Source organism: Pedobacter sp. UYP1 (genome assembly GCF_040547305.1).
Lineage (GTDB): Bacteria > Bacteroidota > Bacteroidia > Sphingobacteriales > Sphingobacteriaceae > Pedobacter.
This window is the reverse complement of sequence record NZ_JBEPPL010000003.1, coordinates 76,333-101,858: the sequence shown is the minus strand read 5'-3', so window position 1 is coordinate 101,858 and position 25,526 is coordinate 76,333. Positions and strand designations below refer to the sequence as shown.

The window sequence follows — 25,526 nt, the reverse complement described above, 5'->3', positions numbered from 1 at the left end:
CTTAATGTCTGAGCCGTTTTTTTTAATATAGAAATTAGCAGCCTACCAGTTTCTTTGCGGACAAGTGACTTTATACCTGTTATTCAATAAAATGCCCAGTACGATTTCATGCGTACCATTACTTATCGAACCGAGCTCAGAAGTGGTAAAATCATAAGCATAACTCAACACCAGCAGCGAACTGATATTAAAACCTGCCATCGCAGATACCGCATCCTGCGGACGATAACTTCCTCCAATCCAAAACTTATCTTTAAATGCTACTTTAAAATTTATATCTGCGGACAAAGGGGCAGGCTGGACTTTTTTGAACATGATTGAAGGGGTTACCGAAATCTCCTCACTGAGAAAAAACTTATAACCGCCTGTGACAAATAGATGAGGTACCTGTTTTCCCTCAACTGCCGCCTGAGCATCAGAAAAATTAAGCGGTTTATTTAACAACTGCTGAACAGCTACACCTGCAAAAAAATCGGGCCCATATAACCAGATCCCTGCATCAAGATCGGGCTGTGTTCTGCTGTTAAAACCTGGAGTAATTGCAGGATCAATACTATTTTCAAGACTCAATTTTGAAATATCCAGTGACATTCTTGAAATTCCCGCGGCTACCCCCAGGCTCAGGTTTATTTTCGAACTCAATCCGAGATGGTAAGCATAAGAGGCCTTCAGGTCCAGCGTTTTAATAGGGCCTGTTTTATCCAGTGTCCCGGAAATACCAATTCCATGATGTGGCTCAGCAGCCATATAATTCTGCAGATAACTTCGTTCCATAGGATTTGCACCTTTCTCCGCAAAAGAATTTGAATTTCCATACAAATACTGTTTGCCCAAAGGCGCATGAATGGAAAAAAAAGAGGTGACCGGGCCATCGTTTATTCCAGTCCATTGTACCCTTGAACCTATCCTTACATCTGTATAATTTTCTATACCAGAAAGCGCAGGATTGAGCAGATAATTATTGAAAATATACTGGGTATACTGTGGCCGCTGCTGGCCATCACTAACCTTAAAAAGAAAAACACCAGTTAATATCAGGAATACTGTTTTCATAAATTACCTTAATACTGTTAAGGAGCCAGAGCGTGTTTTTTGCCCATCATGTAAATCAATCACATAATAATAGACCCCTACAGGCACATATTCTCCATTATATTTCCCATCCCAGCTTTTTCCATCACCAGTTCCGGAATAAATTCTTCCACCATATCTATTAAATACATATACTGTAGCAGCGGGGTAGCTATCCAGAGCAGCAATATCCCAGGTATCGTTGATACCATCTCCATTTGGCGTAATGGTATTCGGAATTACCAGTTTTTTCAGTACGCGGATAGCAACATCCTGCGTATTGCCCGGACAACCATTTTCTGACCAGGCAGTTAAAGTATAAGTGATATCATGCACGGGGCTGGCTACAGGATTCAATTTAGTTGGGTCGTCCAGGTAGTCAGCAGGTGTCCATAAGAACTTGACATGATCTCCCGATACCTGTCCCTCCAGACTAACCGTTTGTCCTTCAATGATTACCCGGTTGCGCCCTGCACTGGCCGTTATTTTCTTAAATACATCCAGCATGACGCTCGCTTGCTTTTCACAGCTGCCATTAGAAATTGTGACCGTATATAAAGTACTCTGCACAGGGGAGGCAACCGGATCAGCAATGTCTGTAGCCGACAACCCAGTTGCCGGAGCCCATTTATATTGTGTCCCTCCCGCAGCGTGAAGTACCACCGAAGCTCCCTCACAGATTGGTGCCGGAGCATCAACAAGAGGAATAGGAACTGGCAACATATTCACTTTGATTTTCGCAGAAGCAGTGCAAGTACCCAGTGTTGTGGTAACCTCATAATCGCCAGCGCGGTTAAGGGTTGCATTTTCGATGACGGGTGATTTTTCTGTAGAAGTGAAGTTATCCGGTCCTGTCCATAAATATGGGCCATCCACACCTGTCACGTCCAGCTGAATTGTATTTCCCTCGCAAACAGTTTGCTCAGACACAACCATAGGTTTTGGCGAAGGTTTTACATGAATATTAATTGGCAATGATGTAGTTCTGCAAGCCGGTGAACTAAAGTTTGTAGCTTCTGCAGCCATCAGGCGATATTGAAAATCACCAACCTGTAAAGATCCCGCAGTAAGGTTAAGCTGTATAGCGGTTTCCCCATTCAGATCTGACCACTGGTTGCCCACCATTTTTTGCCATTGATACTTTAAAGTTGGTGAACCTTCAACACTAGCAGACAATACAACTCCATTTCCTTCACAAATCGTCTTTTCCGTTTCGCTTGTATTGTCCGTTAACGGTGTAATTTTTGGTCCGCAGGCTCTAAAAGTAATGTCGTCCAGGGCAAGGTCATTTCCATCTCCACCCGGTCCATTGTTTGTAATTCTGATTTTAACTTTAGACGTATTACTGGTCCTGAACAAAAAACCATACTGTTTCCACGTAGATACAGGTGTTTCCGGAATATCTCCGGTAGTGTAGGTTCCTAATAGCTGATCATCCAATGTCAGTATGGCAAAAGTAAGGTTGGGTTTGTTACCTGAGTAAGTCAATAAATTGGTCACCCAGGTTGCGAACTCATAAGTAGTATTCGGACACAAATCTGTGTTAATGGCTGTTTCATAGAAAACACCCGGCTGATAGCTGGCATTGATCATCATCATATAACCATCCGGATCATCTGGCGTGTGATTAACCGTATTAAACCATGATCCCTGACCGATACGTTTCACAATGGTATAAGACCCATCACCAGGGGAAAGTGAAGCAGTGTATTGATAGTTTGTGCTTGAGCCTAAGGACGGACCAAAATTCCCCTTGCCTCTTCCAAAATCAATGGTCACAACCGGGTCACCGAAACTGCCCCTGCAAATCTGTGAAAATACTTTTTCGGGTAAAGTGACACTACAGTACAAAAGGACAATACATAAAATTTTATACTTCAATAATCTACAATATTGTACAACCTTCAAGTCTTTTTTTTCTAAATTCAGTTGAATCTAAGGATAAAATTCATCAATCTGTTTTAGATGTAATACACTCATTTGTAGTTTTTTATTAGATAAATCCTGAGTGCTGTCTCTCCTTTAATCAGGCTAAAACATTATAGTTTTGAGTATTCAACATAATTGTAGAATAATGAGGTTTTGCCAGATATTCCTCAGGGTGGTAAATAACTCCCTGGAGCTCTAAAAAAAATGGGACATGATGTTTTAAATCATGTCCCATTTTTTTAAAAAGGTTTGAAATTATTGAAATGAATTATTTTTCAAGCAACTCATTGATCTTTTTTTCAAAAGCTTCCTTATATCTTGTATAGTAGTCTCCGGTACCAGGGCCGTAAAAATCGGTTGTAATTTCCGTTACTTTTCCATTCTTATCAAGAATCAGTGTAGTTGGAAATACTTTGATGGCTGTGAGCTGCGGCAGTGTTTTCTCCGTGTGTAAAGAATCAGAAACCGTAGTAGGGGTGATCAGCAAAGGATAGTTCACATTAAATCTTTTTTGAAATTTGCGCACACTCGCAGCAGAACGTTTAAAGTCTGTAGTGTACTCGTAAGCAAGTCCGATAACTTCTACGCCTTTCTTGTTGTTCTTGTCGTAATATTCGCTTAGAAACGCTGTTTCGTCCATACAATTAGGACACCAGGATCCCATCAGCTGAATAATAACCACTTTGTTTTTAAATCTTTTATCCTTAATTGAAACCTGTTTTCCATCGATATCAGGAAAACTGAAATTTAAACTTCCATCCTCACCGTCCTTAAGCCTGGTTACCTGTTCAGCAGATAATGCTGCCTGCTCATCTTTTTTTGCAGTCCATACTTCTTTAGAAACCGGGCCACTATATAAATTACCATTTGTAATACTTCCTTTATTAATCTTTCCGGTGAATACCATCGCATGGATACCATCAAAAGTTGATATCTGGAGTGAATCTCCAGTAACTATTCCAGAAAGATAGCGATAATCGCCAGAAGGAGTGAGGATAGATCCGGTAACCTGATTGCCCTTTTGTACAAACTGTCCGATAGCTTCCCGCTCAGAATTATTACTTCTTGTAAAATCAATTTTCCATTTACCATTTACATTTTCAGTTGCATCCCCATGTACAGCAGGAAAGCGGTAAGCCTCTTTAGTTGTCGCAGTAAAAGGCATCACGATATCTTTTGATGTAGTTTTCCTGATCCATGTTCCCGAAAGACTGTCTTTTGAGATTATCTTTAACCTGAAAGCAGATTCAAAAACCGGCATATTAATAAATACAGAGTCCGCTACGATAGTTACATCGTCGGCAAGCATTTTCTCAGGCTCATTAACAATATAAAATACTGTTTTTCCTTTTTGCTGCTGAATATCAAGATTGAAAATGATCTTATTTCCATCATTTCTTAAAAGTGCTGCGCGCCAGGCCCCATGCTGAAGTGAAGTCTGTGCAGAAGCACCAACAGATAAAAGAGCAAATAAACCTATAGCAAGAGTCTTTTTATACATATGCGTAATTAATTTTTGATCGATTGTTATCATAATGGGGCGAATATACTATATGTAATTAAAATCTACTAACTCTGTAGAGTAACAATACCGTCAAATTATCAGGAGACCGGTTTGAGTTCCCACTGGTAGTAGCCTTCATGCGTTCCTTTCAAAGTAAACCCAAGGGCTTTTAAAACTTGTTGTGAACCTGTATTTTTGACTTCGCAACTTGCTGTGATGATTTGTAATTCAGGTTGTTGAAATGCCCATTCGATCAAGCCCTTCACGGCCTCGGTTGCATAACCTTTGCGCCTGGCACCGGCTATAATTCCATAGCCCACATCGGCTGCTCCGTTTAAATCCGGTAAACCTTTAAAACCTGTATCCCCAATAACAGTATGTGTTTGCTTTTCAATAATCATCCACGATTCAAAACCAGACGGAGAGGTTACCAGGTCAAGCTTATTTATAACTCTGGGCAATGTATCCAGCATATCAGCATCCGGCCATCCATAACCAGGACTTATATCTAAAGCATTTAAACCGCTAAAATCCTTGTTTAAAACCTGCTCACAAATGGAAAATGTAAAAGGAATTAAATAGAGTCTTTCTGTCGCTATCTCTTTAAAGAGCATTTTATTCATAGTTACAACACCTAACTTAATGATTATTCTTAGGATGGCTGCAACATTTTATTAAATCATTTTAGGTTTTATAGCTAAATAGCTCTAAAACCTAAAATGACAATTTGTTTTCGGGTTATCCTTTCGTACCTGTAAAAGTAATTACACCTGAAGCAGGAACTAGTACTTCGAAAATCCCATTCGCTTTAACAACAGTGGGTGCAGCGCTCTGCCATCTGACAGGGCTATCCGTAGTTTGATAAGAATTAAGCAATCCGGTACTAAAACCAGCTAACTGTATTTTACAAACCACGGCTTTCTGACCAGGATTGATCGCAACCAAACTGAACTTTCCAGATACAGGATCTTTATAAGCTGAAACTTTCAATGTTGAATTATTCTGCAGTTTCGCATCAAAACGAATATAACCAGGATGAATAGCCCTTGAAAATTGTCCCATAACCTCATAAGTTTTAGGAAACTCCAGGCTGCCATCGCTATTGGTGCCGATCAGAGACTCATTATTTTTAATAGCCAGCATACCCAACCAATACACAAAGGCATTGATATTACATTCTGCCAGAAACTTATGCATACTCGTCGCTAACTTAAGACCACCAGTAATTGTACCATCATAAGTACCCCCATCATCCGAGGTTTCAGTTAACCAGACTGGCTTGTTCCCTGTAGCGAAAGACCAGGGCTTCGGATCCTGATTGAGTCCGCGTTTACCAAAAATAAGATCTCCTATTTCTACATAACCATGTCCGGCTAAAATATCGACATTACTTTTATCCATTCCAGCAAGAAAAGAATTGGCTGTTCCCCAGGCTGCATTCTCCGAAGAAATGATTTTTGTTGTATTTAATCCGGCAGCATTTAAAGCAGGGCGGAGATTATTAGAAACAAATTCGCCCAAATGTTTTGAATCCCAATAAGAAGCATCCCAGTCCGAAAATATATTTTCAGGCTCATTGGTTGGTGAAATCGCATAAAAATTGATTCCTTCATTTTGATAAGCTTTAGTGAAGCCAGACAAATAACGCGCGAAATCCGTCGAACAGCATTTAAAATCAAGCCCATTGAAATTTTTGGCACTTTCACTACCAGGGTTAGTCTTCATATAAAGCGGAGGTGTCCAGGCGCTTGCAAATATAATTGGCAATTGGTAACGCTCTTTGACTTTTTTTAAAATCCATAACTGACCGATCTGCTCTTTCTCTTCTTCAGTCAGTTTTTGATAAGCAGGACTATTTACATCCATATCAATACTAGTTCCAGCAGGTTTGATCGTCACTACACCAGTCTGTTTATCAAAAGGATAACTACGGATAATTTTTCCGCGGATGATGGTCAGCTGCAGACCCGTTTGTCCCCATAGATGGTTCATAATACTATCACGTTTCGGAGATTCGAAAAAAGGAGTAATTCTACCCCCGAATGCACCAAATCCTTCTATCTTTTGATAGGTTTTATTCCAGGACAAAGTAATACCAGCGGTATCCTTGGAAATTTCTACCGCATCATTTTTTGCTGAACTGAGCTTTTGCTGCTGCAAGACATTTTCTTTTTTACAAGATAAAGCCAGTAAAACCGGCAGAATCATAATTAAAGTTGATCGTTTCATGGTTAAATTATTGTTTTTCAAGTATCAGTGATTGTTGTTAATTGAACATTAAGATAATGGAAAGGAATCAGATTTTACTTGAGGCAGAAGTTGAATTTGGTGGCTAATGTGCAGGAATTGCATTGTTAAGCTCTGATAAATTGCGTAAGCTTGCAAGTCATGGAAAATCAAAGGAAGCTCAGACCTGTCATGTTTGTTGGAACCTCATCTGATGTAGGTAAAAGTGTGATTACTGCCGGATTCTGCCGGATCTTTAAACAAGATGGCTATAAGCCTGCACCATTTAAAGCGCAAAATATGTCGCTTAACAGTTATGCTACTCCCGAAGGTTTGGAAATAGGCCGTGCACAAGCGGTGCAAGCAGAAGCTGCCGGGATTCCCTGTCATACCGATATGAATCCTGTGTTGCTTAAACCAACGAATGATCAAACTGCACAAGTGATCCTGAATGGGAAATCTATTGGAAATCAAAGTGCAAAAGAATACTTTTTATCAAATGATCGCGCAATACTCTTTGAAGAAGTTAAACTCGCCTATCAAAGACTGGCCTCCCGCTATTCACCCATCGTTATGGAAGGGGCGGGAAGTATCTCTGAACTGAACCTTAAAAAAAGAGATATTACCAATATGAGGATGGCTATAGCAGCTGGTGCGGCTACTTATCTGGTCACTGATATTGATAAGGGAGGTATTTTTGCCAGTCTTTATGGAACGATGCAACTGCTGGAGCCAGTAGAAAAAGCTTGTATTAAGGGGATTATCATTAATAAATTCAGAGGCGACCCGGATCTTTTCCAGGATGGGAAAAAGATGATAGAAGATTTATGCGGAGTTCCTGTCATCGGGATTATTCCCTACTTCAAGGATATCTTTATCGAAGAAGAAGATACCGTTTCTCTGAAACTCAAAAGAAATCAACCGGTGCCTGGTAAAGTCAATATTGCGGTGGTTTTGGTAAGCAGAATGTCTAATTTCACTGACTTCGACCGTTTAGATAAAGATAGCCGGATCAATCTTTATTATACCCACACCGCAGCAGGAGTCGCTCAGGCGGATATTGTTATCCTGCCTGGCAGTAAAAATACAATTGAAGATCTGATTGAACTCCGGGAAAATGGAATGGCAGAAGCGATTATCCAGGCACACCAAAACCAGCAGACAGTGATTGGTATCTGCGGAGGATATCAAATGATGGGTAAAACCATTCAAGATCCCGGGCAAATAGAATCTGCTGCAGGAGAAATTGAAGGCTTAGGTATTTTACCTGTCGAAACCCTTTTACGCGATGAAAAAACGACCAGGCAATGTAGTTTTACCTACCGTGATTTCTCTGAAAAATGTATTGGATATGAGATTCATATGGGAGAAACGAAAGTTAATGGAGTACCGCAACCTGTAGCACATTTGGAAGGAAAAGATACTGATGGTTATTTTTTATCAGAAAAATGCTGGGGTTCCTACCTGCATGGTATTCTGGATAACCAGATCGTCATCAATGATTTAGTTGCCCCATATACCGATTTGCAAGTACCATATGTAGATTACTTACAATTCCGAAGCGAACAATATGATAAATTAGCTGTCTTGTTAAGAGAAAACCTGGATATTGAACAGGTGTATCAGCATATAAAAGATTAATAAAATGTTTCAGGGACACGGAGACGATGGATATTTACATCAGCAAACATTAGCAGCAGATTTTAGTACGAATGTATGGCATGGGGGAGCACCAAAAGGCCTGAAAGAACATCTTTTTACGCAATGGGACAACGTACAGCGTTATCCTGAAGTACTGGCAGAAAGCCTTACTCAAAAGATAGCGTCTTTTTATGGCTTTAAATCTGGGAATATATTAGTCACCAATGGCAGTACCGAAAGTATCTACCTGGTTGCTCAGGCTTTTAAAAATAGAAAATCAACGGTAACCATTCCTGCTTTTGCAGAATATGAAGACGCTTGTAAACTATTCGGACTTCAACTGCATTTCCTGAATTGGGACGATTTGGAGACCGGGGTTTCCAGCGATACCGGATTGTTATTTATCTGCAACCCCAACAACCCTACCGGAGCAGTTTTTAAAGAACTGGAAACCTTAATCCATCAACATCCTGAGGTTCTGTTTGTTGTTGATGAAGCTTTTATTGAATTTACTTTATCGATTACCTCAGTGCTTGGTTTAATTGAAAAATACGAGAACCTGATCGTTTTACGCTCCATGACCAAAGCCTATGCTATTCCGGGTTTAAGGTTAGGTTATATCGCCGCCAATGCAGTGCTGATTGAGCGGTTGAGATCTTTTAAATTACCATGGGCGGTAAATGCAATGGCTATAGCAGCAGGTCATTTTATTTTCGATCATCTCCATACGATACAAATTCCCCTGCAGCAATTGTTAGCAGACCGGGATGAGTTTATAAAAAAACTGGAGGGCAGTCCGCTGAGAGTCTATCCCGGTCACACCCATTTTTTTCTGGCCACTACAAATCAGCATACCGGCGCGATATTAAAACAGTTTTTACTAAAAGAATTTAATATATTGATCCGTGATGCAGGGAATTTCAGAGGACTTACCGAAAAACATATCCGTATTGCCACTTTAAGTCAAAATGAAAATCAATTGCTGATTAATGCTTTAGCTGAATGGAAAACTATATAATCATTGTAATCCCCTTGCTTGCAGGTTATCTGCTGGATTTGCTCTTTGGCGATCCCGAAGGTTTACCTCATCCAATCCGGTTTTTTGGCAGTCTGATCAATTTAGGTGAAAAACACCTGAACAAAGGAAAATTCAGATTTCTTAGAGGAATGATTATGGTGCTGATTTTATGTTCCGGAACATTTTTAGTTTTTTATGGAGCGATCCATTTTATGCTAAGCCATAGTGTACCTGTATATTTTCTGTTTGCCACTGCCTTTGTCTATTACGCTCTGGCTAATAAAGGACTAATTACAGAAGGGAAACAAGTTTTTGATATTTTGAAATATAAAGGGCTCGAAGCCGGGCGGAAACGTTTATCCCGTATTGTAGGGCGCGACACCTCAAATCTGGACGAACAACAGATCCGTGTAGCCGTATTTGAAACTATGTCAGAAAACCTGAGCGACGGCGTAATTGCACCACTATTTTTCTACTTTATCGCTGGTATCCCTGGTATGCTTACTTATAAAATGATCAATACACTGGATTCCATGATCGGTTATCGGAATGAGAGGTATGAATATTTTGGAAAATTCGCAGCACGTCTGGATGACGTTGCCAACTTTATTCCGGCAAGAATAACAACTGTATTGATGCTGCTGGTAACTTTTAGTATGCGGGGCTGGCAATACGTGATGAAATATGGACATCAACATAAAAGCCCGAATGCTGGTTATCCTGAAGCGGCACTCGCCGGAATACTGGATGTTCAATTTGGAGGCCCGAATGTTTACCATGGGATTTTGGTTGATAAACCACTTATCGGTAGCAACAGCCGGGAAATTAAACACGAAGAATTCAAAATAGTGAGCAGTATCAATCAGGGTGTTTGCCTGCTCATGGTTTTGTCCATCAGTATTTATTTCTTTCAGCTCTAACCACTCCATGATCAGTCCAGTACAAAAATATATCATTAGCGGAGGGCCCGGCTCAGGGAAAACAACCTTGATTAACGGATTGCAGCAACAAGGTTATTTTTGTTCTGAAGAAATATCCAGAAAGATGATCATTCAGGAGAGCGCAAAAGGATCATTCTGTTTGCCCTGGATAGATATTTCCTGTTTTTCAGCTAAAGTTTTACGAGAAATGATTCTTTCCTGGAATCAGGCACCTGCAGATCGCATTGTTTTCTTTGACCGTGCTATTCCTGATATTATTGCTTACCTGGATGTAGCTGAGGTCGCTGTCCCGAAAGAATATTATACTGCTTTAGGGCTTTACCCTTACCACAAACAGGTTTTTATACTCCCGCCATGGGAAGCTATTTATGTGAATGACAGTGAGCGCTGGCAAACCTTTGAAGAGGCTGTACTCCTAAATGAAGCTATCAGGAAGGCATATATTGCCTGCGGATTTGAGCTGATTGATGTTCCCAAAAACTCACTGTCAGAGCGCATTGCATTTATCCTCGATTTTATCTAGGTTTGCAGTCTTAAGGCTGCATTTTAGGGAAGCATCTGTTTTAAGCTCATTAAGACTTGAACAAGTGCCTGTAAAATGCTTTAAGGGAATCCCGGCGTAAATCCGGAACAGTCTCCGCTGCTGTAAACCTCATTATTGAACTGCTGTTAATACCACTTTCGCAAAGAAGGGAAGGTTGCAGTTTGAGGAAGTCAGAAGACCTGCCTTATGAATAGTTATTAAATGCTTTCGGAAGAAAGGCTAAACTTTATGATGAAAAAAACAAATTATTCATCATTCAGAGGAATATTCCCCTGTCTGATCGTTTCTCTGTTGCTGATAACCTCTTGCAAACAGAACCAGTCTGGTCAAAAACATACCTCCGCAAAAACCGGCAGTGCAGCAATTAAATACGCCAAAGGCTTTAATATCGACTATTATGATGACTATAAACTGGTCAGTATTTATTCCGGTATGGGGGCACATGCAGATACTGTTCAATATGTTTTATTAGCGAAAGGGGCGAAGGCTCCTGAAGGCTATAAAAAAGCACAGCTGATACAAATCCCTGTCCAGAGCTTAATAGCGATGTCATCTATGCATATCGCATTAGCTGATTTTGCAGGTTCAGCAAATGCGATAACAGGTTTGGGGAGCTTGAAATATGTAAGTTCTGAAACCGTAAGAAAAAACATAACTGCGGGTAAAGTCAAAGAAGTAGGCATAGACGGAACCATGAACGATGAAATGCTGATCAGTATGAAACCGGGCCTGGTGATGGTGATGGGTAGCCCTGATGCTAAATTCAGTAAATACGAAACGCTGACCGGCGCGGGTGTACCCGTAATGCTCAACTCTGAATGGCTGGAAACTACACCGCTTGGCCGTGCAGAGTGGGTTAAATTAATGGCCGCATTGATGGATAAAGAAGACTACGTCAATACTAAATTTGAGGCAGTCGAGAAAGAATATAACCGCCTGGCAGCAATAGGAAAAAAGGCGGTGACCAAACCAACACTGGTTTGTGGTATGCCTTACAAAGGGACCTGGTATGTACCAGATGGTGACAGTTACATGGTTCAGTTTCTTAAGGATGCCGGTACAAATTATAAATGGGCGGATGTCCATGGAAAAGGTAGTTTGCCACTTAATTTTGAAACTGTTGCCCCAGTTGCTTTACAGGCAGATTTCTGGCTGAATGTGGGAACTGTAGATAGTAAAAATGATATCAAAGCAATAGACAGCCGTTATGCTGATTTTAAACCATTCAAAGAAAGTCACATTTTTAATTTTAATAAAAAGGTAAATGATATTGGTTCCAATGATTATTGGGAATCCGGAGCTGTTAATCCACAGCTAATCTTAAGCGACTTAATCAAGATCTTTCATCCCGAATTACTACCAGATTACCAGCTCGTTTATTACAAGCAATTGAATTAATTCCTTAAGAAATTGAACAAAATAAAAGTTTTAGTATTGCTGGCCATATTAGTGGTGGCATTCCTGCTTGATGTAGCCCTTGGTTCCGTCCACATCCCTTTAAAAGACGTGATCAAGGTCTTATTTACCCCAGATGCAGGAAATGATACCTGGGTTTATATCATTGAAAAAATCAGGTTGCCTAAAGCATTGACAGCCATTATTGTGGGCTGTGGCTTATCTGTAAGCGGTTTACAAATGCAAACACTTTTCCGCAATCCGCTAGCTGGGCCCTCAGTTTTAGGGATTACTGCCGGTGCCAGTTTAGGGGTGGCCCTGGTCATGCTTTCAGCCGGGAGTATTACCAGTTTATATACCATTAAAGAACTGGGTATTTCGGGAAGCTGGTTAATTATTGTGGCTTCCTCTTTAGGAGCAGCATTGATCATGATTCTGATCGTATCCATTTCCTCTTCTTTAAAAGATAATGTTATTGTATTGATTGTCGGCGTGATGATTGGGAATATCACACTTTCAGTAATTAGTATCTGGCAGTATTTTAGCTCACCTGAGCTGATTAAAGATTATTTGCTTTGGACATTTGGTTCTTTGGGCGGGGTAACTGGCGGGCAGCTGTTAATTCTGGCCGTTGTTGTTTTTGCTGGCTTATTCATCTCATTCTTGTCTTCTAAATTGCTGGATGCTTTATTACTGGGCGACAATTACGCCAAAAGTATGGGTTTAACTGTAAAGCGTGCGCGGATGCTGATTATCGGCAGTACAAGTATTTTAGCGGGAGGGATCACCGCCTTTTGCGGTCCAATCGGTTTTATAGGGATAGCTGTACCACATTTAGCAAGAGCTTTATTCAATACTTCAAGCCACCGTATTTTAATACCCGCTTGTTGTCTGATTGGAACGGTTTTAATGCTTATTTGTGATCTGGTTGCACAATTGCCAGGAAGTCAGACGGTTTTGCCAATCAATGTGATTACTGCACTGGTAGGATCACCTGTTGTGATCTGGATTATTGCAGGGCCTACTAAATTAAGAGGATTCTAATGGAAGCGCAAACCTCATTATTACATACCTCAGCATTAGCCATAGGTTACAAGGCAGGAAAAGGGAAGTCTAAAGTCATTGCCGGGCCTTTAAATTTAGAACTTCATGCCGGGCAGCTTGTTTGTTTGCTAGGCCCTAATGGTTGCGGTAAATCTACGCTGCTCAGAACTATTTCTGGATTACAACAGCCATTGAAAGGTGAAATTATACTGGACGGTGCGGCGCTGAACAAGCTTAAACCAGCACAAATTGCAAAGAAAATAAGCCTGGTACTCACTGATAATGTCAGAGCTGGTAACCTGGATGTTTATTCGCTCATTTCATTAGGGCGGTATCCCTACTCAGGTTGGCTAGGCATATTGACTGAACAAGACAAACTTATTATTGAACAGGCTATAAAAGCCACAGATACCGGAGCTTTTATAGGTAGAAAAATGGATAGCCTGAGTGACGGGGAGTGTCAGAAAGTGATGCTGGCCAGGGCAATGGCACAAGATACCCCGCTGATTATTTTAGATGAGCCTACCGCTCACCTTGATTTGCCCAGCCGGATACAACTGATGCGTTTATTGCATCAGCTCGCTAAAGAGACTAATAAAGCGATTTTACTTTCTACGCATGAACTTGATTTAGCACTACAGGTTGCTGACCAGATCTGGCTGATGAGCAATGGCGGACAGCTGGATGCCGGATTGCCAGAAGAACTGGTTTTAAACGGGGCTTTTCAACATGCATTTGAGAAAGATGGAATTGTCTTTGATGCGGCGAGCGGCACCTTTAATATTCATTATGCAGGGAAACGCGATATTAAAGTGACAGGAGAGGGCGTTGCTGCTTTCTGGACTAAAAAGGCTTTGGTCAGAAATGGCTTTAGTATATCCTCAGCGGCAGACCATACCCTGAAAGTTTCTATCAGCGGAGAAGGAGCGGATACGCTTTGGACGGTACTAAAGAACAATGAATCAGCTACCTATACTTCCTTGCCTGGATTTCTCCAGGCACTCTGATATTCCGGTACTCAAAGCTATTACAGCACATAACAACGCTTACACACCAATACTAATTATATGAATAAAAATTTACCTTTATCATTTAAAAACCTGCTTATAGGCACGGTTTTACTCAGCAGTTCTGCATTAGCGCAAGAAAAGAAAGCTGATTCCGTTAAGACTAATTCACTTGACGAAGTGGTAGTTACTTCTTCAAGGACGGAAATTAAAAGGCGTCATGTACCACAAAGTATGACGGTCATCAGTAAAGCAGTAATAGATATGACTTCTTCGCAGGAAGTAACGGATCTATTGAAAAAGAATTCTTCCATCAGTATTGTACAATACCCAGGCCTTTCTTCTGGTATTGGTATTCGTGGTTTCAGACCACAAACAAGCGGTTTAAATCAACGTTCTTTATTATTAGTTGACGGTCGTCCGGCAGGTACGGTAAGTATTGCTACGATTAATCCATCAGATATCGAACGTATTGAAGTACTTAAGGGTCCTGCTTCTGCCTTATATGGTTCATCGGCTATGGGTGGGGTAGTGAACATCATCACTAAAAAATCTTCTGGTGATATCCATGGGAATGTTTTTGCCGAGTACGGTTCTTATGAAACTACTAAATTAGGTGCCTCAGCAGGAGGTAATATCAGTAAGAAATTAGATTTTGATTTGTCTTTCCTGAATTATGACAGAGCTAAAAATATGAAATTAGGGAATGGTAATCTGTTCAGAAAGATGCTAGGTGCTAATTCTGCACTTTATAATTATACCACCGGGCCTGTTGAAATGGATGATAAACGTTCTGATGGATTGAGAAGAGATTATACAAAGTTGAACTACAATACAGGAAGTTTGAGATTAGGTTATCAGTTTGATGCTAACTGGAGACTCGATGTTCGTGGAGAACGCTTTGTAGCCAAAAATGTAGAATCTCCGAGTGATATACAATTTGGAAACGGACAGCCGAGTACAAAAGATATTGAACGTCATAATGAGGAGGCAACGCTTTCCGGTACTATCGATCAGCATCATTTAACCTTGAAAGGGTATACTTCACAAGAGAATAATCTGAACAATACCTTACTGACTGTTAACGGACTTGTGGCGCCTTATGCTTCTTATAAAAGCGTAACCAGCTGGAAAGGGATACAGGCTAAAGATGCCTACCAATTAGGAAATCATTCAGTGGTTTTTGGTCTGGATTATAGCAATGCTTCAACGAGCTCCCAATCTTTTAATTCTGATGGCTCTGAATCTGCTCCGTATTCTCCAAACTACAGCCTTTCTTCTGGCGCGGCTTATATTCAGGGGCAATTAAATTTTCTGGACAATAAATTAGTCATTAATCCAGGAGTACGTTTGGATCTGATTACTTATGATGTGAAGCAAACTCCATTGTTGACTACCTATGCTGGTGGAAAAAAAACAAATCCTTTCTTTAGTCCAAGTTTAGCCGCTCAATATTCGCTTAACAAGCTATTTACTGTTCATGCGACCACAGGCCGTGCTTTTGTAACACCAGATGCTTATAACGTAGCTGGTTATTCTGAAAAAGTTAAGGACGGTAAAGCAAGTGTGATCCAGGGAAATGCTGACCTGAAAAATGAGAATAGTATTTCATGGGATGCGGGTCTGAGATTCAATAAGTCTGAATGGGGACTGACTGCTGATTTCACTTATTACAATACTTATGTTAAAGATAGGATCACCACGCAGACCACCGTACCTGTGCCAGTTGAAACTACACCAAGTGGTTTCCCAATTAGCAGCCGTATGACTTATATCAATGCAAATAAAGCAAATATCAACGGTTTTGAGGCCGAGGTTGCGTGGGATTTCGGAACACTGGCAGCCAAAGACTATTCTTTAAAAGTTTTTGGTAATGCGACTAAATCATCCAAAGCTAAAGAGGTTACGATTGCAGCTAATGGTACTGAAACGACTAAGGACATTTATAATGTACCAAACTTTACCTCAAGCTATGGCTTTGAATTTAACAACCTGAAAGGACTTGATTTAAGATTAAGCGGAAGATACGTTGGTAAACGTAAGGATACTGATTTTAATGACCCTAAATTTCCAGAAATTGTTTATCCTGAATTTATGACAGCAGATTTTGCAGCCAGTTATACCTACAAGAAAAGACATACAGTTACTTTTCTGATGAATAACATTACAGACGAAAACTATTATGAAAAACGTGGATTTAACCTTGCAGGAAGGAACTTCTCTCTAAGGTATAACATCAGTTTCTAAAATAGCTTTAAAAAGGATACTATGGTTCACATAGTATCCTTTTTTGTATTTAAAGACGTTCTATTTCTTCTATGGAGAGTGCGGTAAACCCGGCAATTTTATCCGGATCAAAATTCTCTTCCTTCATTTTTCTTGCGATGGCCAGCGCAGTTTCATGTTTTCCTTTTTCAAGTCCTTGCGCTAAGCCTTGTTCCTTTCCTTTCCTTTTTCTATCCCTTCTCTCCTTCCTCTTCGTTCCGCAGATTTAAGCCGGCTGTAATCGTCGTCTTCCCGTTGTAAAACCGAGTCGTATACAAATTGTTGTTCTGGTGATAATTTCTCCATTTCGGCGATATTAAATATTTTTTCAAAAACACGTTTATCCAGATACTTAGGAATCTGATCCAGGCTGTGGGGATTGCAATCAGGAAAACCTCTTTCATCTTAACTTCCCAGTGCCGGTTACCCTTTCGCTTTTGGTGATGGATCAGCCGGCTAAGGAAATTGAATACCTGGATTTCCGCGCAAATGTTTGTTCAATTTGCAATAGCCGGGAACGAAGAATGCTTTCTAGATTTTATTTACTAAAATTGTGCTGCTGATCAGCTAAACAATTATCAGCATAGCTTTTCGCAACTAAAAACAAATTCATGAAGATATATACTAAAAAAGGGGATAAAGGAACTACCGGGCTTTTTGGTGGGAAACGCGTTGATAAAGATGATGTAAGGGTAGAATGTGTGGGGACTCTTGATGAGGTAAATTCTACTATTGGTATGCTGAGAGTAAAACTCGGTACTGCGCATGAGTGGCAAAGTAACCTGCACAAAATTCAGAAAGACCTGATGGATATGATGTCACATCTCGCACGCCCATCTGATGCGGCAAAAATCAATACCAATCCAATGCCTGCCGACGGCCCTGTTTTTTGTGAAACATGGATCGATGAGCTGGAAAATGCAATGACACATCCTTCGGATTATTTTATCCTGCCAGGCGGAAATGAGATCTCGGCACTTTGCCATATGGTCAGAACACAAATGAGAAGAGGAGAAAGAAGATTAGTCAGTTTAATCAAAACAGATGAAGTTGATGAAACAATCCCTGCTTATATCAATCGTTTGTCCGATTTGTTTTTCACGCTTTCGCGGGCTGAAATGGATAAGGCGGGTGTAGCAGAAGAGAAATGGCAACTTTTTCTTTATAAGAGGTTTAAGAATACTGATCCAGCTGTAAAACCATAAGGATGCTGATTTTTATCACAGGAGGAGTGAGAAGCGGTAAAAGTGCCTATGCACAAAAGCGGGTGAAAGAACTTTGTTCGTATCCGGTATATGTGGCGACTGCTAAAATATGGGATGATGATTTTCAGGAAAGGGTAAAACGTCATCAGGATGACCGTGGGCCGGAGTGGACAAATTTTGAAGCTTACCGGGAATTACATCTTCTACCCTTGCAGGGACGGCATGCAGTGATTGATTGTGTAACGTTATGGTTAACTAATTTCTTTATGGATCACAATAACGATATTGATCTTTCTCTGGCCGATTTTAAAAAAGAAATTGACCAGCTGCTTGAAATCCCCGGTACTTTCTTTATCATTTCGAATGAATTGGGTATGGGACTGCATGCAGATACGCCGGTAGGCCGTAAATTTGCTGACCTTCAGGGCTGGGCTAACCAATATGTGGCGGCAAAAGCAGATGAGGCTGTTTTTATGGTGTCAGGACTTCCGTTGTTTTTGAAGCAATAATCATTATATTAGAAACTGTTTAAATTTAAACGGGCCCTTAAAGCAAAGAATTGCCAATTGATAAGAATATATGATCACTGAAGATTTAAAAACATTAATAGATAATAAGACAAAACCTCCGGGGTCTTTGGGCGTACTGGAAGATCTCGCTTTACAAATAGGAGAAATATTAGGAACAACGAGCCCGCGGTTAACGCATCCTCACCTGGTTGTTTTTGCTGCAGATCATGGGATTGCTAAAGAAGGTGTCAGTGCTTTCCCCCAGGAAGTGACCCGGCAAATGGTGCTTAATTTTTTAAACGGCGGAGCTGCAATCAATGTTTTTTGTAAACAACATGATATTCGTCTGCAGGTAATAGATGCGGGAGTGAACTGTGATTTTGAAGATGGATTGCCATTGGGCGATGGCAAAATTGCCAAAGGAACCGCTTCGTTTTTACATGGCCCGGCAATGACTACTTTTCAGGCAGAACTTTGTTTATTAAAAGGTGAAGCTGTAGTTGCCGAAATCGTCGCAAAAGGATGTAATGTGATTGGTTTCGGAGAGATGGGGATAGGAAATACTTCCAGTGCTGCGGTACTGATGAGTTTACTGTGTGATTTGCCCCTCTCAGATTGTATTGGCAGAGGTACAGGATTAAATGACGAACAACTGCTTAAAAAGCAGCAGATTCTGGAACAAGCAGTTGCAAACTATAAAGGAGATCATGACATTTTCAAGTTGATGGCACATTTCGGCGGATTTGAACTGATGGAAATGACCGGAGCTATATTAGCTGCGGGAAAAAGAAAGATGGTGATCATGGTGGATGGGTTCATTGCAACAGCAGCCTATCTTTGTGCCTATCGTATAGATCAAAGTATCAAAAAAAATGCTGTTTTCTGTCATGAGTCAGAAGAAAAAGGACATCGTTTATTATTGGCATACCTGGAGGCAAAACCTTTGTTAAGTCTTCACCTTCGTTTAGGAGAGGGAACTGGCTGCGCTCTGGCTTATCCGCTGCTCAAAAGTGCAGTGAACTTTTTAAATGAAATGGCTAGTTTTCAAAGTGCGGCGATTTCCAATAAATCCTGATGAATCAAGAACTGAAACTTTTTTTTACAGCCTTATCTTTTTATTCCAGACTACCAGGACCAGCTTATGTACATCAGGATAATGCGCATAATTTACCAGATTCGATCCGGTATTTACCCGTTGTAGGCTGGATTATCGGGCTGTTTACAGCCGCTGTATTTGTTGGTGCAACTTACCTGTTTGGTGAAGCTGTTGCAATTTTACTGGCCATGGTCGCTTCCATTTTGCTAACCGGAGCTTTTCACGAGGATGGTTTTGCAGATGTATGTGATGGTTTTGGAGGTGGATGGGCAAAAGAGAAAATTCTGACCATCATGAAAGACAGCCGTCTGGGCACTTATGGTGTAGTTGGACTGATCTTGTTATTGGGACTTAAATTTGCTGCGCTAATACAGCTATTTACCGAAACCTTTATTGATGCAAATATGATGACCATAGCCGGGTTATTTATAGTCGCACATGCCCTAAGCAGATTTGCAGCTATCACATTGGTTTTTAACCATAATTATGCGCGTATAGAAGAAAGTAAAGCGAGTGGTGCTGTTGCTAAAGGAAAATTGATCAACCTGCTTATTGCTGGTGTTTTTACGCTGATTCCGCTGGTTGGGTTAACTGTTTATCTGGCGCAGCCTTTTTTGTTATTGACCGTAATTCCTGTTTTGCTTTTTAGTTTTTATCTGGGTGCTTATTTTAAGAAATGGATTGGTGGTTATACTGGCGACTGCCTTGGTGCTGTACAGCAGCTTACTGAAGTGACAGTTTACTTGTCTTATATTCTGATATGGAAGTTTATCTGATCCGGCATACCACCCCTTTAATTGCGAAAGGACTGATTTATGGCCGCATGAATGTTCCGCTTGCTGCAAGTTTTGAACAGGAGAAAGATTTGGTACTGCAGAGAATTCCAGCTGATCTGGATAAGGTGTATTCAAGTCCTTCTTTCAGGTGTCAGGTACTTGCTGCTGAAATTTCTGCAGCTTATGTGCAAAATGAAGCTTTATATGAATTAAATTTCGGAGACTGGGAAGGGGATACCTGGGATACGATTGATCGGGTGGAATGTAGTACCTGGATGGAAGATTTTGTGAATCTGGCACCACCTAATGGAGAGACTATGCTCCAGATGGAGCATCGGGTTTTATCATTTCTGGAGGAAATTTTACTGCAGCCTTTCCGGCAGGTCGGGATAGTGACTCATGGCGGGGTAATCCGCATCATTCTGGCACATTATCGTCAAATTGCTTTAAAAGATTCTTTTAGTTTGAAGATTGGAATGGGAGAAGTGTTTAGGGTTATCGTCTAAAGATAAAAAAAGACAGAAACTAATGTTCGGCTAAACTCTACGCCGGAACGGCTCGAGTTTCAGGCCTTCACATTTAGTCTCTGTCTTTTTTTTCTTTCTCCAAAACTGGTTGTGGGTTATTGGTTGGGAGAAAAGATTGGGTGCAGAAAGTTGGAGGAAGGATTGGTTGCAGAATGTTGGAGAAAAGATTGGGTGCAGAAAGTTGAAGGAAGGATTGGTTGCAGAAAGTTGGAGGAAGGATTGGGTGCAGAAAGTTGGAGGAAGGATTGGTTGCAGAATGTTGGAGGAAAAATTGGTTGCAGAATGTTGGAGGAAGGATTGGTTGCAGAAAGTTGGAGGAAGGATTGGGTGCAGAATGTTGGAGGAAAGATGGGTTGCAGAATGTTGGAGGAAAAATAGATTTTCATAGCTGCCGATTGATTAAGTCTATGTTCGGCAGGAATTGAATATAGTTTGAAGTGGGGTCTGAAAGGTGTTTGAATGATGTCTGAACAAGGTGTGGCTACCGTCCTTACTGGCAGAGACTTATGTGTAACCTGTTGCAGTCGTTTTTCATGTCGTAATCAGTTGTTTCTAGGCTTCTTTTTTGAGACAGCTGACCCTGGTTTGCCGATTAGTTTGTTCGTAAATTGCTTAGGCCATCCAGATTCATCAAAGGAGCTGCTAATACTTGCTGGTCCCATTCTTTAGCTCACCGATTACACGCTAATACTCAAAAGCGGTTCTCAAAAACAATGAAATTCTGAATGGCATTTTTTAAGCGGATTATTCGCTTGGTTATCTGGTTTTTAGTTCGTTTTAAAAAAGTAAAAACTGAGATATTGACACAATATGTACAATTAGCACCCTATTTATCTATATTTTGCTAAATTTGGGTTGCGCTTGAAGGATACACCGGACGGGTTAGCAATTTTATATTACATGGGATTATTCGATATTTTCAAAAAGACTGAGACAGCAAAGGAAACGGAAACTGGAAAAACGGTTAAAAGTGAGTCAGTTGCCGGTGCAGGAAAACAACAGGTACCTCAGGAGTATCTTGGAGATTTAGAAAAAACACAGATGCTCTCTGTACTTTTAGCGGTGCCAATGGAGCATAGGGATGAGGAATGGGTAGGCCGGTTTTTAGCTGATCTGCCGTTGGCCAGCTTACGTTGCGGAACGCCACAAATTATAGCCGGGCCTGATGGGTTCCCTTATTTTCAATTATTTGTTCCTGAGCCTGGTGAAGAATATCAGTCATTTTATATTGAAAGAATGATTACTGATTTCCTGCTGGAAAGAGGATATGGCGTGGTAATTAATCCTGGAGAAGGACAGCCGGACTGGGTGCTTTCTTATGGAGATCTTTTGAATTATCATCTCAATGGCAGTTTCTTTACGGCCGAAGACAGCCAGTTCAGTATAAGCAGTAATACAGAAGAAGTTGTGGCTGAGGGGGAAGAAATTATGGTCGGACAACCTGCGGAAACTATTCTTCCAACAGAAACAAGAAAACTTCTGAAAGATTTTTTTGAACTGAATGGTATCGAAGGGCCTAAAGTTTTGTTAATGGCCCGTACAGTAGGTGATGAATTAAAGCAGGATTTAGCTTTTAATATTACACCTGATCGTTTTGAGACAGAAACTCACTATAGAAATATGATGCAAACCGTTACCTGGTATCTGCCAAGACACTATTCTGTAATTGGTTTACATGATGACAACATTGAGAATGGCTTTATGCCTTTGTAGTCAGCCAATTTTTTCCTTCCGTAAAACGCGCAACTAACATGGCCGCTACGGTGTCGCCGGTAGAATTTAATAAGGTGGCCATCGGATCTACTAATGTTCCGATGATCATCGCCGGTGGTAATGCTTCAGGAGGAAAGCCATAAGCGGAAATGAATAATAATTCACCTACATAACCTCCATTTGGAATACCCCCTTCAACAATACTAACCAGCACAGTCATTCCTAAAGCTATGGTTATCGTTTCTATATTGTCGAAGCCTTTGCCAAACATGGCGAATACAACAGCCATTTTGATAATAGATGAAATACTTGATCCGTCTTTGTGCAGGGTTGCTCCAAGCGGGATTGTCACATTGGCTATATACGAGGGAATACCTATTTTGTCTGCAGCGTCTAAATTGGCAGGTATATTGGCAATACTGCTGCAGGTACCTATTGCGGTGGCCGATGGGATAATATTATTGTTCCAGTACTTTTTAATACCTTTCATACCTCCGGCCACGAAGGCGTAAAGGGTAAAGATAACTACAAAGTAAAAGGCTCCGGTTCCGTAATAGAGTCCGAGGGACCTGGCATAAGTCCCAAATAACTGGGGGCCAAAAACACCCACCTGGTAGGCGAAATAAGCTCCAAGGCCTAAGGGGGCCAGTTTCATGATAATAATAAATACATTTTTGAAAACTTCATTTCCCGCATTCAGGAAATTGGAAAAGGCCGCTCCATAGGAGCCAGAGCGTAAGGTTGCAAAGCCGGTCAGTACAGAGAATATAATCATTGCCAGCATACTTTTTCTGGATAACAATTCAAAGAATTCGCTGGTGGTCAATAGTTGTGTAATCTGGTCACCAAAAGGTTTTTTAACTATGGTTTCTGTGAGCGGGGTATTAGTCATGTGCTCATGAACGGGGAAAATCCTGACTGCCATGATGGTTAAAGAGGCTGAAATCAGGACGGTCGATAGAAATACCAACACCATCACTGCCATCATTTTACTGAGCTTATTAGTTTCCTTCAGGCCACCAATAGCTGATGAAATAGAAAAAAAAACCAGCGGGATTACAGCAGTAAATAAAAGATTAAGAAATATTTCTCCTATGGGTTTTAAGACTTTAACGCGGTCGCCAAATATTAATCCGGCCAAACTCCCGGCCATGATACCAGCTATCAGCCAGATTATCCCTTTATAACTTTTATAGAAGCTGTTCATAGTGCTAATATAGCTGTTATTGAGATGAAATAACTATTAAAATACTAGACATTATACTGTGCTTGCTCGTAATATAAATACAAAGAGGCACCGATATCTAAAAAAAATATATAATATTGGCAGCTTGTTTGATGCTTTTAACCTGGAAGCGCCTGAATTTTTACAGACGCGGAGTGAATTTGATAGATAATTAATGAAAAGAAGATCATTTGTACAGAAGGCAGGACTTTTAACTGCTGCCCTGGTATCGGGAAAAATGTTGTCATTTGCCGCTGATCCTGGGTTTCCAATTGTAAGAAAATCAATAGAGCTACGTCGTTTTACAAGCAGGGCGGTTGAAAATGCGATTACAGAGTTCACAGATAAGGTGAAAAATAAAGAGCTTGGCTGGTTATTCAATAATTGCTTTCCAAATGCGCTGGACAACCTGGTTACTTACAGTGAATTGAGCGGTAAGCCGGATACGTTTTTAAATACCGGAGATGTAGATGCCATGTGGCTGAGAGACAGCAGTGTCCATATGTGGACCTATTTGCCGTTTTTAAAACGGGATAAGGGCTTAAGGAATCTGGTTGGTGGGGTCATCAACAGACAGATGTCTTATATTCTTAAAGATCCATATGCCAGTTCTTTTTATAATGATCCGTTAAAGGTGGGATCTATGAAAGATGACCTGACTACAATGCTGCCGGGTGTGCACGAGCGTAAATGGGAACTTGATTCGCTGTGTTATCCTATCCGCTTGTCTTACAGATATTGGCAGCAGACTAAAGACACCAGTTTTTTTGATGCCAAATGGCAGGATGCAATTAAAACTATTCTGAAGACTTTTAAAGAACAGCAACGTAAGGAAAATTCCGGGCCTTATCATTTTCAGCGTACCACTTTATGGGCAACTGATAGTTTGCCAATGGAAGGTTTTGGTTATCCGGTAAAATCAGTCGGGCTAATTTGTTCTGCTTTCAGACCGAGTGAAGATGCGACGGTTTTTTCTTTCCTGGTTCCTTCAAATTTCTTCGCAGTAGTAAGTTTGCGTCAGGCTGCTGAATTATTCAGGGTGATTAAAGCCGATGAGTCATTGGCTAAGGAAATGGAAGCACTTGCACTGGAAGTGAGACTGGCCCTGCAAAAGTATGCCGTTATAGAGCATGCCACCTATGGTAAAGTCTATGCTTATGAAGTGAACGGAATGGGAAGTTATAACCTGATGGATGATGCAAATGTACCCAGTTTGCTTGCTTTACCTTACCTGGGTGCTTTATCTATGACGGATCCGGTATATCTGAATACAAGGAAAATGGTGCATTCTGATGATAATCCGTTTTTTTATAAAGGAAGTCTGGCCGAAGGGATAGGAAGCCCGCGTATTACCAAACATATGATCTGGCCAATGAGTATTGTTTCCAGAGGGTTGACCAGTACTGATGACGAAGAAATTAAGCTTTGTCTGAAAATGCTGCAGAAATGTCATGGAGACACAGGCGTGCTGCATGAGTCATTTGATCCGGATAATCCTAAACAGTTCACCGGCTCTCCTTACGCCAGGGCAAATAGTTTGTTTGCAGAGTTTTTATGGAAAACCTATCAGGAACGACCTTATTTATTGGTTTAGCTTATAGAGGTTCTATATTGTCATCGAAATGAAATTATGAAGAATGCTTAACATTAACTTAACATTAGGTTGGCATATTTGTAAATGTTCTTACCGATACTCGCTGCCACGTTTTACTTATTTACATTTATAGCTGCTTTTAAAATGGAAACTCCTTTAAAAGGGTTGCTATTTATTCTTGCTGTTGCAGGGATCAGTGCTATACTTTATCTTTTTATTCTGTTCCCAGGTATATCTGGTGTCGCGGTGGCATTGATGCTGGGTGCATTTATTTTACGTCAGGGAAGCCGGTAAAA

The 25,526-nt window shown here is 40.7% G+C and carries 24 protein-coding genes and 1 riboswitch; of the genes, 17 read left to right on the top strand and 7 right to left on the bottom strand.

Translation table 11 applies throughout. From position 1 onward, the window contains the following. Nucleotides 1–42 precede the first annotated feature (42 nt). The 5 genes from ABIB30_RS08270 to ABIB30_RS08250 form a co-directional block, all read right to left on the bottom strand. Nucleotides 43–1,053, bottom strand: coding sequence for a PorP/SprF family type IX secretion system membrane protein (locus ABIB30_RS08270; protein ID WP_354300962.1), 1,011 nt, complete (start codon nt 1,051–1,053; stop codon nt 43–45). 3 nt (nt 1,054–1,056) lie between these two features. Further along, complete coding sequence (locus ABIB30_RS08265; RefSeq protein ID WP_354300960.1) at nt 1,057–2,952, bottom strand: T9SS type B sorting domain-containing protein; 1,896 nt, start codon at nt 2,950–2,952, stop codon at nt 1,057–1,059. Nucleotides 2,953–3,268: 316 nt separating this feature from the next. Next, nucleotides 3,269–4,534, bottom strand: a complete 1,266-nt coding sequence (locus tag ABIB30_RS08260; protein ID WP_354300958.1) for a peroxiredoxin family protein — start codon at nt 4,532–4,534, stop codon at nt 3,269–3,271. 68 nt (nt 4,535–4,602) lie between these two features. Then, entirely contained in the window at nt 4,603–5,127 is a 525-nt protein-coding gene (locus ABIB30_RS08255) for a GNAT family N-acetyltransferase (RefSeq protein ID WP_354300956.1), read from the bottom strand. Between the two features lie 115 nt (nt 5,128–5,242). Continuing rightward, entirely contained in the window at nt 5,243–6,733 is a 1,491-nt protein-coding gene (locus ABIB30_RS08250; RefSeq protein ID WP_354300954.1) for a glycoside hydrolase, read from the bottom strand. Between the two features lie 159 nt (nt 6,734–6,892). On the opposite strand from ABIB30_RS08250, the gene ABIB30_RS08245 reads away from it, so the two are divergent. The 8 genes from ABIB30_RS08245 to ABIB30_RS08210 all read left to right on the top strand — a co-directional run bounded on the left by ABIB30_RS08245 (nt 6,893) and on the right by ABIB30_RS08210 (nt 16,567). Continuing rightward, nucleotides 6,893–8,371: a cobyric acid synthase gene (locus ABIB30_RS08245; protein WP_354300951.1), complete on the top strand. Its 1,479-nt coding sequence runs from the start codon at nt 6,893–6,895 to the stop codon at nt 8,369–8,371. A 4-nt stretch (nt 8,372–8,375) separates the two neighbouring features. Then, the gene (locus ABIB30_RS08240) at nt 8,376–9,389 is read left to right on the top strand and encodes a pyridoxal phosphate-dependent aminotransferase (protein WP_354300949.1); all 1,014 of its coding nucleotides are present in this window, start codon (nt 8,376–8,378) and stop codon (nt 9,387–9,389) included. Next, nucleotides 9,374–10,309, top strand: coding sequence for an adenosylcobinamide-phosphate synthase CbiB (gene cbiB, locus ABIB30_RS08235; protein WP_354300947.1), 936 nt, complete (start codon nt 9,374–9,376; stop codon nt 10,307–10,309). Before ABIB30_RS08240 ends, cbiB begins: the two co-directional genes overlap by 16 nt. A gap of 7 nt (nt 10,310–10,316) precedes the next feature. Then, nucleotides 10,317–10,853, top strand: coding sequence for an AAA family ATPase (locus ABIB30_RS08230; RefSeq protein WP_354300945.1), 537 nt, complete (start codon nt 10,317–10,319; stop codon nt 10,851–10,853). Between the two features lie 45 nt (nt 10,854–10,898). After that, a riboswitch (cobalamin riboswitch) is annotated at nt 10,899–11,075 on the top strand. Between the two features lie 27 nt (nt 11,076–11,102). Further along, entirely contained in the window at nt 11,103–12,272 is a 1,170-nt protein-coding gene (locus tag ABIB30_RS08225; protein WP_354300943.1) for an ABC transporter substrate-binding protein, read from the top strand. Between the two features lie 12 nt (nt 12,273–12,284). Next, nucleotides 12,285–13,313: an iron chelate uptake ABC transporter family permease subunit gene (locus tag ABIB30_RS08220; RefSeq protein WP_354300941.1), complete on the top strand. Its 1,029-nt coding sequence runs from the start codon at nt 12,285–12,287 to the stop codon at nt 13,311–13,313. Beyond that, a complete protein-coding gene (locus ABIB30_RS08215) occupies nt 13,313–14,320 on the top strand; it encodes an ABC transporter ATP-binding protein (protein ID WP_354300939.1) in 1,008 nt (335 codons plus the stop codon). Before ABIB30_RS08220 ends, ABIB30_RS08215 begins: the two co-directional genes overlap by 1 nt. A 60-nt stretch (nt 14,321–14,380) precedes the next feature. Next, nucleotides 14,381–16,567 carry a TonB-dependent receptor gene (locus tag ABIB30_RS08210; RefSeq protein WP_354300937.1) on the top strand — a complete coding sequence of 729 codons (2,187 nt, stop codon included), beginning with the start codon at nt 14,381–14,383 and terminating at the stop codon, nt 16,565–16,567. A 180-nt stretch (nt 16,568–16,747) separates the two neighbouring features. Here ABIB30_RS08210 and ABIB30_RS08205 read toward each other — a convergent pair whose 3' ends face one another. Beyond that, the gene (locus ABIB30_RS08205; protein ID WP_354300935.1) at nt 16,748–16,891 is read right to left on the bottom strand and encodes a hypothetical protein; all 144 of its coding nucleotides are present in this window, start codon (nt 16,889–16,891) and stop codon (nt 16,748–16,750) included. A gap of 305 nt (nt 16,892–17,196) precedes the next feature. On the opposite strand from ABIB30_RS08205, the gene ABIB30_RS08200 reads away from it, so the two are divergent. The 7 genes from ABIB30_RS08200 to ABIB30_RS08170 all read left to right on the top strand — a co-directional run bounded on the left by ABIB30_RS08200 (nt 17,197) and on the right by ABIB30_RS08170 (nt 22,411). After that, nucleotides 17,197–17,790 (top strand): cob(I)yrinic acid a,c-diamide adenosyltransferase, encoded by a 594-nt coding sequence (locus tag ABIB30_RS08200; RefSeq protein ID WP_354300933.1) that lies wholly within the window; start codon nt 17,197–17,199, stop codon nt 17,788–17,790. 2 nt (nt 17,791–17,792) lie between these two features. Beyond that, nucleotides 17,793–18,299 (top strand): bifunctional adenosylcobinamide kinase/adenosylcobinamide-phosphate guanylyltransferase, encoded by a 507-nt coding sequence (locus tag ABIB30_RS08195; RefSeq protein ID WP_354300931.1) that lies wholly within the window; start codon nt 17,793–17,795, stop codon nt 18,297–18,299. Between the two features lie 70 nt (nt 18,300–18,369). Further along, nucleotides 18,370–19,374, top strand: a complete 1,005-nt coding sequence (gene cobT, locus ABIB30_RS08190; protein WP_354300929.1) for a nicotinate-nucleotide--dimethylbenzimidazole phosphoribosyltransferase — start codon at nt 18,370–18,372, stop codon at nt 19,372–19,374. Beyond that, a complete protein-coding gene (locus ABIB30_RS08185) occupies nt 19,374–20,171 on the top strand; it encodes an adenosylcobinamide-GDP ribazoletransferase (RefSeq protein ID WP_354300928.1) in 798 nt (265 codons plus the stop codon). The genes cobT and ABIB30_RS08185 overlap by 1 nt, the downstream gene beginning before the upstream one ends. Continuing rightward, nucleotides 20,156–20,677: an alpha-ribazole phosphatase family protein gene (cobC, locus tag ABIB30_RS08180; protein WP_354300926.1), complete on the top strand. Its 522-nt coding sequence runs from the start codon at nt 20,156–20,158 to the stop codon at nt 20,675–20,677. Before ABIB30_RS08185 ends, cobC begins: the two co-directional genes overlap by 16 nt. 111 nt (nt 20,678–20,788) lie before the next feature. Continuing rightward, complete coding sequence (locus ABIB30_RS08175; protein WP_354300924.1) at nt 20,789–21,076, top strand: hypothetical protein; 288 nt, start codon at nt 20,789–20,791, stop codon at nt 21,074–21,076. 522 nt (nt 21,077–21,598) lie between these two features. After that, nucleotides 21,599–22,411: a hypothetical protein gene (locus ABIB30_RS08170; RefSeq protein ID WP_354300922.1), complete on the top strand. Its 813-nt coding sequence runs from the start codon at nt 21,599–21,601 to the stop codon at nt 22,409–22,411. On the opposite strand, the gene ABIB30_RS08165 is transcribed toward ABIB30_RS08170, so the two are convergent. Beyond that, the gene (locus ABIB30_RS08165; RefSeq protein ID WP_354300920.1) at nt 22,398–23,618 is read right to left on the bottom strand and encodes a dicarboxylate/amino acid:cation symporter; all 1,221 of its coding nucleotides are present in this window, start codon (nt 23,616–23,618) and stop codon (nt 22,398–22,400) included. The genes ABIB30_RS08170 and ABIB30_RS08165 overlap by 14 nt on opposite strands. A gap of 193 nt (nt 23,619–23,811) precedes the next feature. Between ABIB30_RS08165 and ABIB30_RS08160 the strand changes: the two genes are divergently transcribed. Further along, nucleotides 23,812–25,230: a glycoside hydrolase family 125 protein gene (locus ABIB30_RS08160; RefSeq protein WP_354300919.1), complete on the top strand. Its 1,419-nt coding sequence runs from the start codon at nt 23,812–23,814 to the stop codon at nt 25,228–25,230. Nucleotides 25,231–25,374: 144 nt separating this feature from the next. After that, nucleotides 25,375–25,524 carry a hypothetical protein gene (locus tag ABIB30_RS08155; protein ID WP_157287685.1) on the top strand — a complete coding sequence of 50 codons (150 nt, stop codon included), beginning with the start codon at nt 25,375–25,377 and terminating at the stop codon, nt 25,522–25,524. The last annotated feature ends 2 nt before the right edge of the window (nt 25,525–25,526 follow it).